Consider the following 18,699-nt stretch of genomic DNA (forward strand, 5'->3'; position numbering starts at 1 on the left):
TCAGTCAATGGAGGCAAAACGATGATATTGAGCACGATTATTCAAGAAGCAGGGTACGGACATGACGATTTGATTCTTCAAGGTATTTCATTCGAGGTCGGTAAGGGGGAGCTTGTCGGGCTGATCGGCCCCAACGGTGCGGGGAAAAGCACCACAATCAAGACCCTCCTTGGTCTTATGAAACATGTGAAGGGAACAGTCGAGATGTCATCTTATGCGTATATTCCGGAACGTCCGATTTTTTACGAGCGGATGACGATGCGGGAACATATTGACTTTCTGTACACGACCATGGGAGGGGAGCACGCAGCCTTCGAAGAGAAAGTGACAAATCTGGTCAGCTTCTTCCGATTGACCCACGTCCTTCACCATTATCCTGATCGGTTCTCAAAAGGGATGCAGCAGAAAATGATGCTGATCCTGGCGTTTCTGAAAGAACCGGATCTGTATATTATTGATGAGCCGTTCATGGGGCTCGATCCGACTGCCGTAAAAAAACTCCTCGGTCTATTGGAAAAAGAGCGGGAAAGGGGAGCTGGCGTCCTGATGTCGACCCATATCCTTGACACCGCCGAGCGGATCTGCGACCGCTTTGTGCTGGTAGCTGAAGGGAAAATGATCGTCGAGGGGAACCTGGAGGACATCCGGAGAAAGAGCGGACTCCCTGATGGAACACTATTCGACTGTTTCGATGCATTGACAGAGGAGGGTGAGAAGGATGGCCTGGCCGATTTTTTGGCACCGATTCAAGGATGAGTGGATGCAAAAATGGAAGGTGGTCCGCTCGGTCATCGACTGGACGATTGCCCTTTACCTTGTCATCCCATTTTCCATCATGGTGCCTTTTTTCTATCGGGACTGGTGGAATGAAACGGGATCCTACTGGGCTACCGGCATTCCGATATGGATCCTTCTTTCCATATTGGGCATCATGACACTCGGGGGAAATATACGCACTTATGTCTTAGAGGCTGATCTATTGTTCCTGATAGAGAAGAAGGAACGTTTTGTGCCAATGAAAAGACTGGGCTTCATGGTCACCATGGGACAGAGTTTGATGTCACTCGTTTTGCCTGGTGCTTTAGCTCTCCCTATATTCCTGAACATATACAATGAACGCCCCTTCACACTAGCAGTGATCTTTATTCTATTATTCTCGTTGAAGTGGTCAGTGCTGCTAATAAAGAAATACATAGCGGGGAAGTGGAAGAAGGGAATCTATATCCTTCTCATGTTGGCAGCCTTTGTTCTGATTACAACTGGAAGGGATTCACCACTGCTGGCAGCCATGGCATCATTGATCCTGTTCATAATCTTAGTGGTTTACTTTTTTAAAGGGGTGAAAGGCACAGCCGATTTTCAAAACGAGGTGGAGATCGAGCAATCGGAGAGGAATCAATATGTGAATCTGGTGTACAGTCTTTCTTCTCAGATAGAAAAAGAAAAAGGAGGGAATCGTGGCAGACCGTTCATTTTGTTCAGGAATTCGAGACGAATATTCAAGGAAAGGACAGCTGAAAACGGAATCCTTGAACTAAGTTTGAAGGCGTTTTTGCGAAATGGAACCTACTTGCGGACATATATACAGATGATCTCCATCACCTCTGCCGGAATCCTCTTCCTACCACTATTACTGAAATGGTTGCTTTTTGGAGGGATTCTCATCTTCATGACCTTCTGGGTCCAGACCATTTTCAAGAAGCTCACGAGCAATCGGTTCTTCGAAGTGGCTCCTTTCGATAAAGAGGCGGAGTATGCTGCTGCCAACAGGTTCGGTAAGTGGCTCGGAACACCTGTCCTTATATGGACCGGAACCATCACGATCTGTTCAACAATCTGGTCGGTTTATTTTTAAATGAGAACTAGGAGGAGTCTACATGGTTGTATTGAAGCGAATGAGTGATAAAGAGTTTACTGCATGGTGGAAAAACAGTGTCGCTTCCTATGCAAGGGAGAAAGTGAAAGCGGGTAACTTCAAGGAGGAGACGGCGATTGAACAGTCTGAGAGCGAATTCCAAAAGCTTTTGCCACAAGGAAAAGATACACCGGATCATTATCTGTTCACCGTGATAGATGAGGGAGAACATGTTGGAATGTTATGGTTTCATGCCAATCACGAGATAAAGGAAAATTACATTTTTGATATTGAGATGCTTGAAAGCAAACGGGCCATGGGATATGGTAAACAAACACTCCAGGCACTCGAAGAGCTCAGCAGGGAAATGGGTATGGACAAAATTTCCCTGCACGTTTTCGGTCATAATAAGACAGCCATCGGACTATATACGGCCACAGGGTTTGAGACGACCAATATCATCATGTCTAAGCAGCTATAATAAGTTTTTCTAAAGGCTCCTTTCAGGAGCCTTTTCTATTGCTAATGAATCGTGACGTAATCCTCATCCACGCTATCTTGTCCTTCCTCAAACTTGAGCTTTGTCCTGAACAGGAACCTTGCTCCTGCAGGTTCAGCCGGCAGATCATTCGGAATCTGATAGACGAATGAATACATGTCCTTCTCTTTCGTCTCGAGAGCTTGAGTGATCGCCACCACACTCGTATCGAAGATTTCTTCTTTCTTACCGTTTTGATAGATCATGACAAGCTGACATTCGATTTTTGTCAGGAGCTGATCGACGATCCCACCGTTTATAAGGAATTTACCTTGCAATTTTTCTCCTTTTTGGTAGTGATCTTTTGGAAGGATCAGATCGATCATTGCTGAACCGACACCATTCAGTGACATATATTTTCGCAGTAGCATATAGCTCCTCCTTTTTTTATGAACATAAAAGACCTTTACCAAGAAGAGAAGTCACAATCAGCCACATTCTTCCGGTAAAGGTCTCGCTAGCAACACGGTTGCCGATGAAGCCGGGAGACTCTGCTCCGTAGTGACGACCTCATCGTATAAGCTACTCCCCTTTATGGGATTCAATTGAGATTATCATATGAAGAAATGTTCAATTTGTCAAATAGTAAGGTGAATGGATGTAAGCCGTTCCCAAAAGGACGAGCTCTTCATATAGTAACGTAAAAGGAGTGATGAGTATGGCTAAGGCCAGTGACTTTTTGATTGCACTTGATGACGGTCATGGAATGGAAACCCCGGGAAAAAGAACCCCTTATATTGAATCCCTGGGTAGGCAGATCCGTGAAAATGAATTCAATGCTGCAGTGACGAATTACCTTAAGATTGAGCTCGAAAGATGTGGTTTCAGAACGGTTTTGACTGCTCCTACAGATGTAGATACCCCTCTTAAAGAAAGGACAGATCTCGCCAACTCCCTGAATGCGGATGCACTTGTATCCAATCATTTCAATGCACTGAAGGACCGGTTCGACCCAGGTGGCAACGATCCGGAAGGGCATTCGATTCATATTTATCCGGGCGATGCAGTCGGAAGGCAATTTGCAGAAAAAGTAGCAAAATATATGCGTCAAAATCCCCGTCAGAAGTTCAGGGGAATCATTGAACAGAACCTCCATATCACCCGAGAGTTCAAGAATGCCGCCATCCTGATTGAAAACGGCTTTATGGACAATCGAAGGGAATCCCTCTTGATGATCGATCAAACATTCCAACAGGAACGAGCTCGCGAGGAGGCACAGGGAATCTGTGAGTATTTCGGTGTGCCCTATGTAGGAGGAAGCGCTCCTGCACCTGCACCGGCTCCATCCCCAACCCAGAAGCCTGTAACTGGGAGTGAGATTGGAAAACGTGTTGAGTCGATCTACCAAGGTGCGGATCAATTGAATTTTTATTCTAAACCGACCTTCAACCAAGCCTTCGTAGCAGGAAAACTCGCATTTGGGTATGGTTTCCCTAAAATCACAGCGAAGATTAACGTAGAAGGTGCCCAGATGTATGAAGTGCAGAACTCCAAAGGGAATACCTACTATGTGACGGCGTCCCCTCAGTTTGTGAAAGTCGTCGGTGCCGGTACCAGTACCCCTCAGCCCCCATCATCCCCGTCGATCAAAGCCATTGGAGAAATCACGATCATCGGAGTTGCGAACGCTGCCATCATACAGGACCGGCCGGATCGGCTTGCTTCCAATAATCTCGGTACCATCAATAAAGGTCAGACCATCCGTGTCGCTGGATCCGTCAAAGGGAAAAATAGCCCTAGCGGCTACTGGGAAGTTATCTATAATGGGAAACGCGCCTATATTACAGGTGAATTAGGCCAATTCCGTTCTTATTGATCATGAAGGCCCGGACATTCATTCCGGGCTTTTTTTGTGGATAAGCAGGGGCAAAGGAGAGGGATGTCGTATATGCATGTTAGGGAGGGATTGCATGTACGAATTGAAAACGAAGGAAACGGATGCGGACGTGCTGGAATACATCGAAACGTCTGTGCCTGAGAATCGCAGGGAAGATGCTTTCAAACTGCTTGATCTGTTTACTGAAGCCTCAGGGTTCGCGGCGAAGATGTGGGGTAAGAGCATCATTGGATTTGGATCCTACCATTATAAATATGCAAGCGGCCATGAGGGAGATGCAGCACTGGCAGGATTTTCACCACGCAAATCCAAGATTTCAATCTATTTAGGGTGTACTGGAACTGAGAAAGACCGGCTTTTATCGAATCTCGGCAAACATACTAGCGGAAAGGGCTGCGTCTATATCAATCGGTTAAGTGACGCAGACGCGGATATACTGAAAGAACTGATCCGGTTGTCGATCCATGAACTTCAAACCAAATATCCTGCAAATGGGTGAAGAAGAGTCAGTCAAAAGACTGATTTTTCTTTTTGGCATCGTTGGTAAAATGGGTACTTGCTTAAGAGATTTCAATCATATTCCAACCCGTCGCAAACTTATGGCTTGCAATCGTGGCGAATATCTTATATGATTAATCTCGAATTAAGAATATCTCAGTTCAAGATATACGAGATATTAACTCCCTAGAAAAGAAAGGAACGAATACACACATGTCTAAAGTATTGTACATCACTGCCCATCCACATGATGAGTCTACATCATTCAGTATGGCTGCAGGTAAAGCATTCATCGACTCTTACAAAGAAGCGAATCCATCAGATGAGGTTGTTCACATCGACCTTTACAAAGAAAACATCCCTCACATCGACGCGGATGTATTCAGCGGATGGGGCAAACTCCAAAGCGGAAGCGAGTTCAATGCACTATCTGCTGAAGAGCAAGCAAAAGTAGCCCGTTTGAACGAACTATCTGATCAGTTCGTAGCAGCTGACAAATATGTTTTCGTTACACCATTCTGGAACTTCTCTTTCCCTCCAGTTATGAAAGCTTATATCGATTCTGTCTCAGTTGCAGGAAAATCATTCAAATACACCGAGCATGGCCCTGTTGGACTCCTAACAGATAAAAAAGCCCTTCACATCCAAGCGCGCGGAGGCATCTACTCTGAAGGTCCTGCGGCTGCAATGGAAATGGGACATCGCTACCTTGAACTCATCATGCAGTTCTACGGTGTGCCTAGCTTCGAAGGTCTCTTCATCGAAGGACACAACGCAATGCCAGAAAAAGCGCAAGAGATCAAAGAAAACGGAATTGCCCGTGCAAAAGATCTTGCGAAAACATTCTAATAGGTGTAACAAAAAAGACCGCCAGCTGGATACCCAGTCTGGCGGTTTTTTATGAGGTGCCCCTTCTGCAGCGAAAGAAGCACCCCGTTCCGTTCGTTTATCTAGGAGGAAGGTGGGTAATGCATGTTCTATGCTGATGTTGCTTGTCCAGACACGGATCAGCCGGCGGTAGCCAATGCCGTGAAACTTTCAGGACCTACCCTAATCGTCCCCAGTGCAGTGGCACTGACATAGGCGGAGTAAACCAGTGGACCACTAGCAGGGATTCCAGGATTGAAGTCAGCACCAGCGAATGTGATCAATTGTGGACCTACAATGGATAAATCCAAAACTTGCCTTGCAGTATACACTGTAATCAAACCTGATTGCTGTGTACCACGGATGATAGTGATATCAATGTTCGTCGCAATCGGAAGCAAAGGAAGCTGAACAGCCATCGTTCCTTCGAACTGAACCCTGATCTGTCCAACGGTTGCTTTCGTCACGTCCAGACCTACAACTCCAAAAAGACTATTTTGACCTACAAGGATTGGCGTTGAAATCTGTCCATACGTACTCGCATTCTGTGAGGTACGTGCATCAAGAAAAATCCCCATATTTTCACCTCCTGTCTTGTTATCTAGTACAGTATATGCATGTCCGATCAATGCGTCTGTGCACATGCTACAGTTTTAAAAAATGGATGATACCTTAAATGAAACTTTTCCAATCGCTAAACCGTATAAAGATGTAGGAACATTACATAAATTGGGGGAGTACAAATGTGGATCAGCATCGGTTTCAGCATCATCTATCTTTTTTGTATCATTTATATGATTTCTTATCGCCTGAATATAAAAAAAGCGGTTGAACGTTCAGCCGAAGCCCATTATCCGTCAGCACAAACGAAATTAGAGAATATTATCGTCCCTGACAGGTGGGAGCCCATGATCCCACTTGATAAACGTTCTAAATCCTATCGGATCGTCCATTGGGGAACACCTGCCGTCATCCTGCTCATGAGCGTTCTATTCATCCTAGTATTCGGAATGGATTTTCTGCATGGTTCATTCATAAATTTTGGTTATATCTTTTTTACCTTCTTGGTCATGATCCGGCATCAGGGAAACATCTACCTGTTGGATGATGGGGTCATCTTGAACGGGAGATTTTCCTCGTGGAATAAGGTGAAGGGGTACAAAGTTGAAAAAATCGTGAAGTGGCATGAATTATATGGTCTGGATGATCGGTTGAATAACAGCTATAAGGTCAGCCTGCTCTTGAAACGGGGCATCTTTCAGCCGAACTACGTGGTACTCACGGAAGAGCGTGACATGAGAAGTGTCGTTCAGCTTTTGGAGGATAAAGGAATAGAAGGGACAGTCGCGTATTCGCTTCCCCAAGTGGAGGTGCAGCGATGACTCTCGAGCGTGCATTTCATTCTGCCAAAGAGTTGATCCTTGACCGGTTTCCTTCTTGTCACGCGGCCTTATTGAGTGGCAGTGTCGTCCGGGGACAGGAGACAGCGACTTCTGATCTCGACATCATCGTGATACATAATGAACTCGCCTCCTCCTACAGGGAAAGCCTGATCTGGCAGGGATGGCCGGTTGAATTATTTGTCCATAACTCTACTGGGATCCTTGATTTTTTCAAGGATGATTGCCTCCGTGGCAGGCCATCACTCCCGCGGATGATCGCAGAAGGGCTGCCTCTGAAAAGTAATCAAACACTCGACTCATTAAAGGTTATCGCAAACAGACTGCTGAGTGCCGGACCGGAAAGCTGGGATGAAGATACCATTGATAGGAAGCGGTATTTTCTAACAGATGCCCTTGATGATTTCAACGGGTGTACCGACCGGGGAGAAGGACTGTTCATTGCCGGTCATCTGGCAGAACTGCTTCATGAATTTGTTTTAAGGACAAATGGATGTTGGATCGGCAGTTCAAAATGGATTACGAGGGCCCTGAGGGAGTTTGACCCTGAGTATGCACTACGTTTTGTCGATGCATTTGATTCCTATTACAAACACGGGGAGAAAAGAGCGGTGACCACTCTGGTGGATCAAGCTCTCAGTCCGTTCGGAGGCCGCTTGTTCGACGGATTTTCAATCGGGAAACCCATTGATGAGCCATCTTCCTGATCATACTAAAAAGGGTGTTCCGTTAAATACGGAACACCCTTTGCTTTTAATCAGGTATGATTTGGAAGCTGTCATGATCTTTTCGATGCATGCCTTCCTCAAATATGAGACGGGTAACGAATTTATACGAAATCCCCTCTTTACTTGGAGGGAACGTATCTGCCAATCGGCAGGCAAATTGAATTTTTCGTTGTTCTCCTGCTTTCATAATGGAAGAGCTCAGGATCGTATTCTGGTGAAGGACGGATGAACACTCGGTCTTTTCATTGTACTGCAGCAGATCTGTCTCGATCCTCTTCAGCTTCTGATCGACTTTACCGCCGATCAATTCGTATTCCCCTTTAATGAGTTCTCCTGGACAATAGGCAGAACGATGCAGTACAAGATCGATCTTCGCAGCACCGATCCCCATCTTACACATCAACTTTGCAAACATCATTCTCACCCTCGCTTTCTTTATAATATTTATCTGTTCATGGGCAGAATTATCCTCTAACAAAGCTATATTGTAAAGAAAGAAATCAATGATGTCTACACTATAATTTCGACATTTTTCGATTAACGTTAAAGCCCAAAAGAGTATATAAAATATAATGGAATAGTTGTAAAATAGAGGTAGATTAATAGAAGGACTTTCTATACAATAGGAATCGGAAGCAATCTTATCTGCCGAACGTGCAGGTAGTGAATATATCGTACAAAGGGGTTATCGAATGAAGGAAAAGAAAGCAAAGAAAAATCAGACGACGGTCCGTATGAATCTGCTGTTCGTTTCCGTGTTTTTTCTGTTCTCCATGCTCATTCTCCGACTTGGTGTCGTCCAAATTGTCAAAGGAAGTCAGTATGAAGCGGAAGTATCGAGAACGGAAAACGTCAAGTCGGATAACGGCAATCCACCCCGCGGGAAGATCTATGACCGCTACCGGAATGTGATCGTCGATAACGTCCCCATGAATGCCATTACGTATACGAGCACTCAGTCGACGAAATCTAAAGAAATGCTGGAAGTAGCTGAAAACCTCTCCAAATTGATCGATATCGACGAAAAAGTGATCGAGAGCATTAACCCTCGTGACAAACAGGATTACTGGCTCCTCCGAAATAAGGAAAAAGCCGCTGGGCTCGTTACGAAGGATGAATTGGCTAAACTGGAAGCCGACGAAGGAATGAACGAGGATGAACGAAACAAAAAAGTGTATGAAATGCAACTCGATAGAATTCCTAAGGATGAACTGAAGGCTATTTCAAAACAAGAATTGAAAGTACTCGCCATCTTCCGCCAGTTCAATACCGGATATGCCCTGACGCCGAAGATTGTCAAAAATAAAAACGTCAGTGATGAAGAGATGGCCAGGGTAAGCGAAAACCTGTCAAGTCTTCCAGGGGTGAATGTTACTACGGACTGGGAGAGGAAGTATGTCCAAGACAGTACATTGCGATCAATCTTAGGTAAGGTATCCACGACGGAACAAGGAATCCCTACCGAATTGGTCGATGACTTCAAATCCAAAGGGTACGCTATGAACGACCGGGTTGGGACCAGCTATTTTGAATCAGAATATGAGAGCCTCCTGAAAGGGAAAAAGGAGGAGATCGAACACATTACCAAAAACGGCAGCGTCATTGATTCTCAGATGATTAAAGAAGGACATAGCGGAAAGGACGTCTACCTTACCATTGATCTAAAGCTTCAAAAAGAATTGGAAAAGATCGTGGAAGAGGAGTTAAGCAAGCAGGCTGCCAAACGATGGGAGTCACCGTATCTTGATCGTGCCTATCTTATTATGATGAATCCTTATACCGGTGAGATCCTCTCCATGGTCGGGAAGAAATATGGTCATGATAAAGACGGAAATGTGGAACTCCAGGATGATGCACTTGGGACCTTCACTTCGGAATACGGAGTGGGGTCGGCTGTGAAAGGGGCCACCGTGTTGACTGGCTATATGACTGACAGTCTCGCCATCGGCGAATCCCTTTTGGATGAAGCCATCCAGATAAAAGATACCCCGGTCAAACGCTCATGGTTCAACCAAAGCAGAGGGGCCATGTACATGACGGATAAGCAGGCACTTGAATGGTCCTCAAATGCTTACATGTGGAAAACGGCGTTTAAAGTAGCCGGCGTAACGTATCAAAAAGATCAACCGATGAACATCAAAAGAGAAACCTTTGATACATTCCGTAATCATTTTAAACAGTTTGGTCTTGGAGTCAAAACGGAAATTGATCTTCCGGGTGAAGCAGATGGGCTCCAGGGTTCCGAGTATAAGCCGGGTAACCTTATGGACTTCGCCATTGGGCAATACGATACGTATACACCGATGCAATTGGCTCAATATGTATCCACCATCGCCAATGGAGGATACCGCATGCAGCCTCATATCATGAAGGAAATCAGAGAGCCGAACTATGAGAGTGAAAAAGTCGGATCCTTGTTATACGAACATGAGTCTAAAGTGCTAAATAGGCTTGATGCTTCTGAAGAAGAGATTCATTCCGTCCAACAAGGATTCTACCGGGTGGCCCATGGTGCGAATGGAACGGCTAATAACTTTGCCAACGCTCCTTACGATGCCGCCGCAAAGTCAGGTACAGCTGAAGCATTCTACTATGCCCCTGAACGCGGAAAAAACCTGGAAACCTATAACACGACTCTGGTAGGGTACGCCCCGTATTCACATCCTGAAGTGTCATTTGCAGTAGTACTCCCTGCATCTCATCAGGATAAGGACCCGTATGTCAACAAAACCATTGCCAAACGAGCCATGGACAAATACTTTGAATTGAAAAAGGAATACGAGAAAAAGGGCTACTACAGCGAATCAACAGACAAGGAAGTTATAGAAACTGAAGAATGACCAGGCAGTCCCCTATAAGGGGATTGCCTGTTTCTCTTGAAGGGGGAAATGTATTGAAAACTGAGTCGGAAATTACCGAAATGATTAAAAACGATTCATGGATGATAGAAATACTTAAGGTCACAGCTGAATTAGACCTCCCCGACTGCTGGGTATGCGCGGGCTTTGTACGAAACAAGGTGTGGAACCATCTCCATGATCGGGGATGGGAACCAATGAATGATATCGATGTGGTATATTATGACACTAGTGACACCGACGAAGAGACAGAGAAAAAGATCGAACTTCAGCTTCTGAAGTCTGTTCCCCATGCTCCCTGGTCTGTGAAGAACCAGGCAAGGATGCATGAGGTGAATGGGGATGAGCCGTATGTATCCACCGCCGATGCCATCTCGAAATTCCCTGAGACAGCCACGAGTGTAGCCGTCAGATTGAATGATGAAAATGCTCTCCAATTGCTTGCTCCTTGGGGAATCAAGGATCTTGTCAACATGGAAGTGCGGCCGACCCCACATTTTAAGGAAACGCCACATGGATACACGGTTTATGAGAAGAGAATACAGGAAAAAGGATGGAACAAAAAATGGCCGATGGTGAAGGTCTTTTCCAGAGGGGGGACGGTGAATGACTGACGGGTACGCTCTATCCTCAAACATCCTTGAGCAATGGAAAGCACGGATCCTGCCGGAAGAGGATTGGTTTTTCTTCACGGACGATGAATGCTTCCCTTATGGAGAGATGGACGTGTTAGTGAAAGCCAATCTCTCACTGGATATCAAAACGTCGTATCTGACGTGGTCTCTTCCTGAAGGGGTATTTGTAAAAAAAATGCACCCAGGCGAATTCGAGGAGCTATCATATGAAGCCAGACAGAGAATCTCCGCAATTCAATGGGAACTCGGGAGGGGCTTAGTATTTGATCGTGAAGAAACGGAAGAATGGTTCGGTGAGCATGTACCGTCATTATATAAAGGAGCCGGAAAGAAACTCGTACTCTTCACAATCGCTTTTTGGCGTTCACTTGAGGAGCATCAAAAGGAAGGGTTTCTAAGAGCCTACAGCCGAATGTGGGTAGACGAACAACCATTATGGAAAGGGGCTCCTCCATCTTTTAAAACATTCATGCAGCGGGAATATCCGCATCTTATTCCGTATCTTGATGTTTTTCCCGACAGGAACGGGGCCAACTGCCTGGCTGCAGTCGCATTCGCCACCGACGCTTCGTCCGATCTCTATCATTGGATGCAGGCAGAGGAATTCAACCATCTGATGGCCGGTAGGGAAGAGGTCGGGGACATATCCGGAAAGGAGGTCCTGGTGTGGAGGGATTCTGAAGGGAGGATCATCCATGCGTGCTATGCGTTGAATGAGGAATTTGTTTTCAATAAGAACGGACAGACGATGTTCAATCCCTGGCAACTTCTTACGGTGGAACGGGTGATAGGCTCCTGGGGAGAGCCGGTCATATACAGATAAGAAAAGAAGGGACCCATTAGGAGGTCCCTTCTTCGTCACTTTCTTTTTCGTTAAACCATAGAGGATCGTCGTTATCGACTTCACCATTGTAGTTGATAAACAGCTCTTCGCCAGCTTTAATATCCCGATACGCATAAAAATCGAATGTATGATTATCAAAGTTGATGTCATAGATCGTATTTGGAGTATAGGAATGGTTGAAAAGCATCCCATAACCAAGGAGAAGGGCTGTATGGTTCATGCCATACTCAAACACATAATCCGCCAAGAAGGTCTTTTCAATATAGTGATGCTCTTCATTAGGGTATGGAATTACCGGAGCCTCATGAATGAGCTCTCCTTTGGGAATGTCCTGTTTGGCAAAGACACCTCTTCTAAGTTCCCCGTCACTGACGGGAGACATTTTCACTTCAATCATCCTGACACCTGCTTTCAAAATTCTCTTCTAGATCTGTCAGGCCGACCGGCACACGCATGATTAGAAAAGGGCATAAAGGGTTTTTCATCATTGTTCCCGAGGGGCAACAATCAGAAAACCTCCTCCTTTAGCCTGACAGACTTACTAGTAAATTGCAATCGTTAAAAAAGATCTTTGAAGAAGGATTTGATGCCCCTGGCACTTCGTACAACCCAACTCGCTTTTTCAACCGTCTCATCAGCCGTTACGTCCACTGAGTAATCAGCGGGTACCCCGTCAGGAATATACTCCTCTTCAGGAGGATTCTTCACCTTGAGGACGCCGACTTTTTCCCCTTTTTCAATCGGAGCGATCAGCTTACCGTCATTCGTTACTTTGTCGGGATCCAGGACCAATTCCACCTCGGTTTTTTCTTTTTGTTCTTTTGGAAGGGTCAGTGCAATCGGTTCTTTTATAGCGACACTGAGTTCTTTTTCTTTTCCGTTGTATACCTTTATGTTTCCAGGTGCTGCGGTTGCATCCTTTAGGGATAAATCCACTTCCTCGAATTCATTGAATCCGTAGTCCAGAAGCGCGGCAGATTGAATGAACCGCTCGGCACTGCTGGATTGACCATTAGCATCTTTAGCATCCAGGATGACAGATATGTAGCGGTTTCCGTTCCGTTCGGCTGTTGCCGTGAACGTGGTGCCGGCAAATGGGGTCGTCCCGGTTTTCAACCCGTCTGCTCCTTTATAATAGAAGGATTTCCCTTTCAGTAGTCCGTTTGTGCTTTTCATTGTCAGTTCTTCCTCGGTGCCAGGTCTGAACTTCTTGGACGAAAGCCCGGATGTTTCAAGGGTTTCGGGATAGTCGTGGATCAGACGATAGGCAAGGGTGGCCATATCTTCTGCAGATACGACATTCTCATCATCCGGTTCAGTACCCTCCGGATACATCCCAAGCATATCGACATTGCTGAGACCGGAAGAATTGACGAAATGATAATGCTTCATCCCGAGTTCTTTCGCTTTTGCATTCATCTGCTTGACGAATTCACCTTCTGATCCGGCGACAATTTCTGAAAGGGCGATCGCTGCGCCGTTTCCGGATTTGATGACCATGGCTTCATACAATTCTTTGACTGTATAGGATTCGCCCTGCTTCAAAGGAACATTGCTCAATCCGGGAGCATTGGCGAGCTGATAAACTTTGTCGCTGATCTTGTAGGATTGATCCCATTTGATCTTCCCATCTTTAACGGCTTCTTGAACCAGATACTCCGTCATCATTTTGGTCATGCTGGCAATCCCCAGCTCTTCATGTTCATTTTCACCATACAGGATCTTTCCTGAGTTTCCATCTATTACAATGGCCGCATCCGCATGGATTTCCGGCTCCCCTGCCGCAAAGGCTTCACCTTGAAACCCGGCGACGGCAAGCATGGATACCAAGAGGGCGGATGCCGTCTTACGTCCATTCATATCTGTATACCTCCAACGTCAAGTGACTTACAACCCCGTTATTTTACCATAGTTTCAATGGGAGGGACGAGTCAGTTTGTGACAGATACAGAAGGATATGTCGGAAGAATGTCGAATGGGTAGAGAAGTCTTGTCTAAAAGGAGGGAATCATCATTCCAACTCTAAAAATCAATCTCGAAACCTCTTTGATCCCCTGGGTAGAGGATATCGCCCGCAAAAATGATAGTTCAGGCCACGCCCTCTATATTATGAAAGATGGGAAGACCGTTCTTGAACATTACGGCGGATACCACTCGTTTGAACCAGGTGCCCAAAAGGTGAATCCAACATCACGCTTTAACATCGCATCTGCACGGAAGAGTTACATAGGGTTGATGGTCGCTTATGCCCTGTATGATGGCTTGCTCAAAATCGATCAACCCGTGCACGATTATGTAAAGGTAAAGGATCCCGTATTCAGGGGGGTCTCCATCAGGCATCTCCTGACCCACACTCACGGCATCGGAGAAGGGGACAGTGGCCTGTATACGGAATTCACTCCGGGAGAGAACTGGAGTTATAACAATGTTGGGGTAGATACACTGGCGCATCTGGTGATGGAGATGTACGGTGTGACCATCAGCTCCTTCCTTCAGGGAAGAATCTTCAATCAGCTGGAGTGGGTGGAAACGGGCTGGATGACAGAAACCTCACATGAATTGGTGAAAATCATCGGCAACAGAGATGAAAAGCCTATGGACGGTCTTCATCCAGATAGCGACGGAACTAGGAAAAACTTATTTGTTTCCGCAAAGGAGCTCGCTTGGTGGGGTCAACTGCACCTTGATAAAGGGAAGGTAGGTAACCGTCAAATCGTCCCAGAAGAAGTGGTCAATCTTGCTACAAGCATCCACACGCCCGAATCGCTTCTGGATGAGTTGCCACGAAACGGGGCGTTTTGGTACGTACAGGACATCCCGCGGATAAAAAGTGAAATCGGGGATGCTGTACCTGCTGGTTCCTACCAGATTCTTGGCGTGACAGGACCGACGATCCTGGTGATCCCGAAATATCAAATTGTTGCTGTCAAAATGTATAACAAAAGGTATAATTACGGAGGCGCAGATTACCTTCGATACTTGAAGGAATTCAGTAATAGGGTGGCTGACGCCTGTACATAAACGGGGGATGAATGGAATGAATGAGCAGCGAATGAGTAACTTGAAGAATTATGCGGCCCTTGCAGTCAAGGTAGGGGTGAATATCCAAGAGGGACAGGCACTTTGGATCAGTGCTCCCCTCGGGACGGAGGAATTCGTCCGTTTGGTGGTGAAGGAAGCCTACATGGCCGGATCGAAAAATGTGCATGTACAGTGGTTCGATGAAGCGGTTTTGAGGACCCACTATGAACTTGCGCCGGAAGAGACATTTTATGAGTATCCTGAGTGGCTGGCTGCTGCCCACGAATGGCTGGTCGATCACAGAGGTGCTTTTCTGCAGGTTGATTCAGGAGATCCCGATCTTTTGAAGGGAATTGATGCAGAAAGGATCACCGCCTTTGAAAAAGCGAGCGGAGATGCTCTGGACCGATTTTATGAAGCCATAGAGAACGACCACATCCCATGGTCGATCGTGGCAATCCCTTCCCAGGAATGGGCAGAGAAAGTCTTTCCCGATCTAAAGGGTTCCGAAGCAGTCGATACATTATGGGAACATATCTTCCAATCGGTACGGATGGATGAACCAGATCCTGTCGAGGCGTGGAAGAAGCATATCAATGAACTGACTTCAAGGGCAGAGAGACTGAACGATTTGAATTTAAGGGAACTGCATTATGCTGCACCGGGCACAGATCTCACCTTGCATCTGCATGAAGACCATATTTGGCTGACTGGTGCAAGCAAGACACCTGATGGAAAGGACTTCATCGCCAATATGCCTACGGAGGAAGTGTATACCGTTCCGGTCAAAAACGGGGTGAACGGGACCGTCCGTGCAACAAAACCCCTTGCCTACAACGGCAATGTCATCGATGATTTCACCCTTACATTCAAAGATGGGAAGATCATTCACGCTACTGCTCAAACAGGAGTAGAGATCCTGAAAAAAATGATCGACATAGACGAAGGCGCGGCCTTTCTTGGCGAAGTGGCTCTCGTTCCCCACGATTCACCGATCTCAAACTCCGGGATTCTTTTCTTCAACACCCTCTTTGATGAAAATGCATCCAATCACTTGGCGATCGGTTCTTCCTATCCTACCTGTATGAAGGATGGCAGTATCCTCTCAGATGAAGAAAAAGAAGCAAGGGGACTGAACGAAAGCGTGGTTCATGAAGATTTCATGATCGGTTCCGGGAGAATGGATATCGTCGGTGTAACCAAGGATGGAGAGAGTGTACAGATTTTCAAAGAAGGGAACTGGGCATTCTGATTTAAGGAAAAAGGATTAAAATATGAAACATTCTGGTAATTTAGGTTTAGTTCAAACTTCCTTGAGGTATTGAAAAACAGGGCGATTTTTCCAGTCGCTTTGTATATCCCAACTTTTAAGGAGGGTAGACTGTCCAACTAACTAAATAAGATGATTAGGAGCGATGAGTCATGAGCTGGTTTTTAAAAGGATTGAAGCAATACGCTGATTTTAGAGGGCGGGCAAGAAGGCAAGAATATTGGATGTTTACTCTTTTTAGTTTCATTTTAGGTGCCATTCTATATTCCTTACTTTTCATTGGGATTGCTATGGATTCAATGGGCATGATTGTGTTCGGATTGATTCTTTTCATCATTTATGTACTTGCACTATTTGTTCCGACACTCGCCGTCACTGTACGAAGATTGCACGATACGGGCCGAAGTGGAGTATGGTATTTCATCAACTTTGTACCATTTGCAGGAGGAATCATTTTATTGGTGTTCTGCTGCCTCGATAGCGAGAACGGAAATAATCAGTGGGGAACGAACCCAAAGAATAGCGGTAGTGCAATCGAAGCAATCTAAAAGGACAGGGAGGCCATTCCTACATAAGGAATGGAAGGATGGAATGGGCCCGCCTCTTCCAACTTCCAATCTGGACGTCAGATGACAGAAAGGCCCCCCTTTTTCTATTTACAAATGAAATGGTGATGCAAAATGAGTTTTGAAGGACAAAGTATTTTACCCGCAGTGAGATCGATGAAGGATTTTGACAAAATGCTCAAAACATCATTCCAATACGGAGTATTCCTGGATCTCCACGTAGGGATGCTGAAAAGCGTATTCGACTATGCTAAAAAGGAAAAACGGAATATGTTCCTCCATCTGGATTTGATCCATGGCTTATCGAGCGATGAATATGCAACAGAATACATCTGTCAGGAAATCAAGCCGTACGGGATCATCTCCACCAAAGGGAGCGTCATTAAAAAGGCGCGTCAAAGGGGGATTTATGCCACACAGCGAATATTCGTCATTGATTCCAGTGCCATGAAAAGGAGCATTGAGCTCATTCATAAGACGGACCCCGACTACATAGAAGTGCTTCCCGGGGTTGTACCGAAAATTATTCGTGAGATAGGCGAAAAGACGGGGAAACCGATTTTTGCAGGCGGTTTGATTGATACCGTGGAGGAAGTAGAGGCATCCCTTGAAGCAGGCGCCACGGCCATTACAACGTCCAATCTCGATCTTTGGAAATATTATGATAGAAAAAATCTTATTAACTGATTGACAACGCTTCCATGTTATTTTAATATAGGAATTAAGTTAATAACCAGTGAATGAGACCTAAGAGACTCACAAGATTTTTTCCGTTTATAGCCATTATAAAAGGGATATTTCTGTGGGTCTTTTGTCTGTGAACTGGTTGTTCCATAGATCAATTGTTATACCAGAAGTTGAAAGCGGAATCAATCAAAGGGGTAACGGTATCATTCATCTATGGAATTGACTTATACTATCTTGTTGGAAAGAAGGGGTATCATGTCTCCATTTTTAGCTGAAGTGTTGGGAACTGCACTGCTTATCGTTTTCGGTGCAGGAGTGTGTGCCAACGTCAATTTAAAAAAATCATTCGCTTATAACTCCGGGTGGATCGTCATCACATTCGGATGGGGCTTGGGGGTTGCCATGGCTGCCTATGCAGTCGGTCAATTCAGCGGAGCCCATTTAAACCCGGCTGTTACATTTGGACTTGCCTTCAATGGCGATTTCCCTTGGAGCGATGTACCGATGTACATCCTTGCTCAAATGATCGGCGCCATCATCGGTTCTGCCATCATCTATCTGCATTTCCTTCCACACTGGCATGCAACGAAAGATCCAGGTGTGAAGCTTGGCGTGTTCGCTACAGGTCCTGCAATCCCACATTATTTCTCGAATATCTTAAGTGAAATCATTGGAACTTTCGTATTGGTTATAGGATTATTGACAATAGGGGCGAATACATTTGCAGAGGGATTGAATCCGTTCATCGTCGGGTTCCTGATCATCGCCATCGGTATCTCGCTTGGTGGTACTACTGGGTATGCGATCAACCCTGCTCGTGACCTCGGTCCACGTATCGCTCATTTCATCCTGCCGATCCCGGGTAAAGGATCATCCAACTGGGGCTACTCCTGGATTCCGGTTCTTGGCCCGCTATTGGGTGGATCATTCGCTGGTGTGTTTTACAAAGCATTCTTCAGTGGAACGATGACATCGGCGTTCTGGATCATCCTTGCCGTGATGGTAGTAGTATTGGTACTTGCCTATGTGGCAGACAGGAAACAATCTCTTGCTGAAAAAGCTTCATTATTAGCAGACGAAAATTGAATGGAGGAA

At 45.7% G+C, this 18,699-nt stretch carries 21 protein-coding genes; 16 read left to right on the top strand and 5 right to left on the bottom strand.

The annotated features are described in order from the left end of the window. The first annotated feature begins 21 nt into the window (after positions 1-21). Genes D5E69_RS11460 through D5E69_RS11470 form a run of 3 tightly spaced genes read left to right on the top strand, consistent with a single transcriptional unit; the run spans position 22 to position 2,336 of the window. On the top strand, positions 22-756 hold the full coding sequence (locus tag D5E69_RS11460; protein WP_159129674.1) for an ABC transporter ATP-binding protein: 735 nt from the start codon (positions 22-24) through the stop codon (positions 754-756). Continuing rightward, positions 719-1,855: an ABC transporter permease gene (locus D5E69_RS11465; RefSeq protein ID WP_159129675.1), complete on the top strand. Its 1,137-nt coding sequence runs from the start codon at positions 719-721 to the stop codon at positions 1,853-1,855. Before D5E69_RS11460 ends, D5E69_RS11465 begins: the two co-directional genes overlap by 38 nt. Positions 1,856-1,877: 22 nt before the next feature. Beyond that, positions 1,878-2,336, top strand: coding sequence for a GNAT family N-acetyltransferase (locus tag D5E69_RS11470; protein WP_048003621.1), 459 nt, complete (start codon positions 1,878-1,880; stop codon positions 2,334-2,336). Positions 2,337-2,377: 41 nt separating this feature from the next. Here the strand turns inward: D5E69_RS11470 and D5E69_RS11475 are convergent, their stop codons facing one another. Further along, positions 2,378-2,764: a sporulation protein gene (locus D5E69_RS11475; RefSeq protein WP_048003622.1), complete on the bottom strand. Its 387-nt coding sequence runs from the start codon at positions 2,762-2,764 to the stop codon at positions 2,378-2,380. Between the two features lie 287 nt (positions 2,765-3,051). Here D5E69_RS11475 and D5E69_RS11480 point away from each other — a divergent pair, with 287 nt between their 5' ends. From D5E69_RS11480 to D5E69_RS11490, 3 genes are all read left to right on the top strand, one after another. Then, the gene (locus D5E69_RS11480; protein ID WP_159129676.1) at positions 3,052-4,209 is read left to right on the top strand and encodes an N-acetylmuramoyl-L-alanine amidase family protein; all 1,158 of its coding nucleotides are present in this window, start codon (positions 3,052-3,054) and stop codon (positions 4,207-4,209) included. A 94-nt stretch (positions 4,210-4,303) separates the two neighbouring features. Continuing rightward, the gene (locus tag D5E69_RS11485; RefSeq protein WP_159129677.1) at positions 4,304-4,729 is read left to right on the top strand and encodes a DUF1801 domain-containing protein; all 426 of its coding nucleotides are present in this window, start codon (positions 4,304-4,306) and stop codon (positions 4,727-4,729) included. A gap of 212 nt (positions 4,730-4,941) precedes the next feature. Next, positions 4,942-5,577 (top strand): FMN-dependent NADH-azoreductase, encoded by a 636-nt coding sequence (locus D5E69_RS11490; RefSeq protein ID WP_048003624.1) that lies wholly within the window; start codon positions 4,942-4,944, stop codon positions 5,575-5,577. A 158-nt stretch (positions 5,578-5,735) separates the two neighbouring features. On the opposite strand, the gene D5E69_RS11495 is transcribed toward D5E69_RS11490, so the two are convergent. After that, the gene (locus tag D5E69_RS11495) at positions 5,736-6,173 is read right to left on the bottom strand and encodes a hypothetical protein (RefSeq protein ID WP_048003625.1); all 438 of its coding nucleotides are present in this window, start codon (positions 6,171-6,173) and stop codon (positions 5,736-5,738) included. A 165-nt stretch (positions 6,174-6,338) separates the two neighbouring features. Between D5E69_RS11495 and D5E69_RS11500 the strand changes: the two genes are divergently transcribed. Together D5E69_RS11500 and D5E69_RS11505 are read left to right on the top strand one after the other, a co-directional pair. Beyond that, the gene (locus D5E69_RS11500; protein WP_159129678.1) at positions 6,339-6,977 is read left to right on the top strand and encodes a hypothetical protein; all 639 of its coding nucleotides are present in this window, start codon (positions 6,339-6,341) and stop codon (positions 6,975-6,977) included. Further along, positions 6,974-7,702 (top strand): nucleotidyltransferase domain-containing protein, encoded by a 729-nt coding sequence (locus tag D5E69_RS11505; RefSeq protein WP_148795136.1) that lies wholly within the window; start codon positions 6,974-6,976, stop codon positions 7,700-7,702. Before D5E69_RS11500 ends, D5E69_RS11505 begins: the two co-directional genes overlap by 4 nt. 46 nt (positions 7,703-7,748) lie before the next feature. Here the strand turns inward: D5E69_RS11505 and D5E69_RS11510 are convergent, their stop codons facing one another. Next, positions 7,749-8,141: a sporulation protein gene (locus D5E69_RS11510; RefSeq protein WP_048003628.1), complete on the bottom strand. Its 393-nt coding sequence runs from the start codon at positions 8,139-8,141 to the stop codon at positions 7,749-7,751. Between the two features lie 274 nt (positions 8,142-8,415). On the opposite strand from D5E69_RS11510, the gene D5E69_RS11515 reads away from it, so the two are divergent. The 3 genes from D5E69_RS11515 (at position 8,416) to D5E69_RS11525 (ending at position 12,039) form a co-directional block, all read left to right on the top strand. Next, positions 8,416-10,563, top strand: coding sequence for a peptidoglycan D,D-transpeptidase FtsI family protein (locus D5E69_RS11515; protein ID WP_159129679.1), 2,148 nt, complete (start codon positions 8,416-8,418; stop codon positions 10,561-10,563). Positions 10,564-10,664: 101 nt separating this feature from the next. Beyond that, positions 10,665-11,195, top strand: coding sequence for a nucleotidyltransferase family protein (locus D5E69_RS11520; RefSeq protein ID WP_231578776.1), 531 nt, complete (start codon positions 10,665-10,667; stop codon positions 11,193-11,195). After that, on the top strand, positions 11,188-12,039 hold the full coding sequence (locus D5E69_RS11525; RefSeq protein WP_048012764.1) for a hypothetical protein: 852 nt from the start codon (positions 11,188-11,190) through the stop codon (positions 12,037-12,039). Before D5E69_RS11520 ends, D5E69_RS11525 begins: the two co-directional genes overlap by 8 nt. Before the next feature lie 16 nt (positions 12,040-12,055). On the opposite strand, the gene D5E69_RS11530 is transcribed toward D5E69_RS11525, so the two are convergent. Both D5E69_RS11530 and D5E69_RS11535 read right to left on the bottom strand, forming a co-directional pair. Continuing rightward, positions 12,056-12,457, bottom strand: a complete 402-nt coding sequence (locus D5E69_RS11530; protein ID WP_048003866.1) for an SET domain-containing protein — start codon at positions 12,455-12,457, stop codon at positions 12,056-12,058. 161 nt (positions 12,458-12,618) lie between these two features. Beyond that, the gene (locus tag D5E69_RS11535; RefSeq protein ID WP_048003631.1) at positions 12,619-13,920 is read right to left on the bottom strand and encodes a D-alanyl-D-alanine carboxypeptidase family protein; all 1,302 of its coding nucleotides are present in this window, start codon (positions 13,918-13,920) and stop codon (positions 12,619-12,621) included. Positions 13,921-14,088: 168 nt separating this feature from the next. Here D5E69_RS11535 and D5E69_RS11540 point away from each other — a divergent pair, with 168 nt between their 5' ends. The 5 genes from D5E69_RS11540 (at position 14,089) to D5E69_RS11560 (ending at position 18,690) form a co-directional block, all read left to right on the top strand. Then, complete coding sequence (locus tag D5E69_RS11540) at positions 14,089-15,081, top strand: serine hydrolase domain-containing protein (protein ID WP_430757497.1); 993 nt, start codon at positions 14,089-14,091, stop codon at positions 15,079-15,081. A 31-nt stretch (positions 15,082-15,112) separates the two neighbouring features. Then, on the top strand, positions 15,113-16,333 hold the full coding sequence (locus tag D5E69_RS11545) for an aminopeptidase (protein WP_249931481.1): 1,221 nt from the start codon (positions 15,113-15,115) through the stop codon (positions 16,331-16,333). Positions 16,334-16,503: 170 nt separating this feature from the next. Next, positions 16,504-16,899: a DUF805 domain-containing protein gene (locus tag D5E69_RS11550; protein WP_048003634.1), complete on the top strand. Its 396-nt coding sequence runs from the start codon at positions 16,504-16,506 to the stop codon at positions 16,897-16,899. A 132-nt stretch (positions 16,900-17,031) separates the two neighbouring features. Then, positions 17,032-17,604 carry a glycerol-3-phosphate responsive antiterminator gene (locus D5E69_RS11555; RefSeq protein ID WP_048003635.1) on the top strand — a complete coding sequence of 191 codons (573 nt, stop codon included), beginning with the start codon at positions 17,032-17,034 and terminating at the stop codon, positions 17,602-17,604. Between the two features lie 255 nt (positions 17,605-17,859). Further along, positions 17,860-18,690: an MIP/aquaporin family protein gene (locus tag D5E69_RS11560; protein WP_159129683.1), complete on the top strand. Its 831-nt coding sequence runs from the start codon at positions 17,860-17,862 to the stop codon at positions 18,688-18,690. Positions 18,691-18,699: the final 9 nt, after the last annotated feature.

The sequence above is a fragment of the Rossellomorea marisflavi genome (genome assembly GCF_009806575.1).
Lineage (GTDB): Bacteria > Bacillota > Bacilli > Bacillales > Bacillaceae_B > Rossellomorea > Rossellomorea marisflavi_A.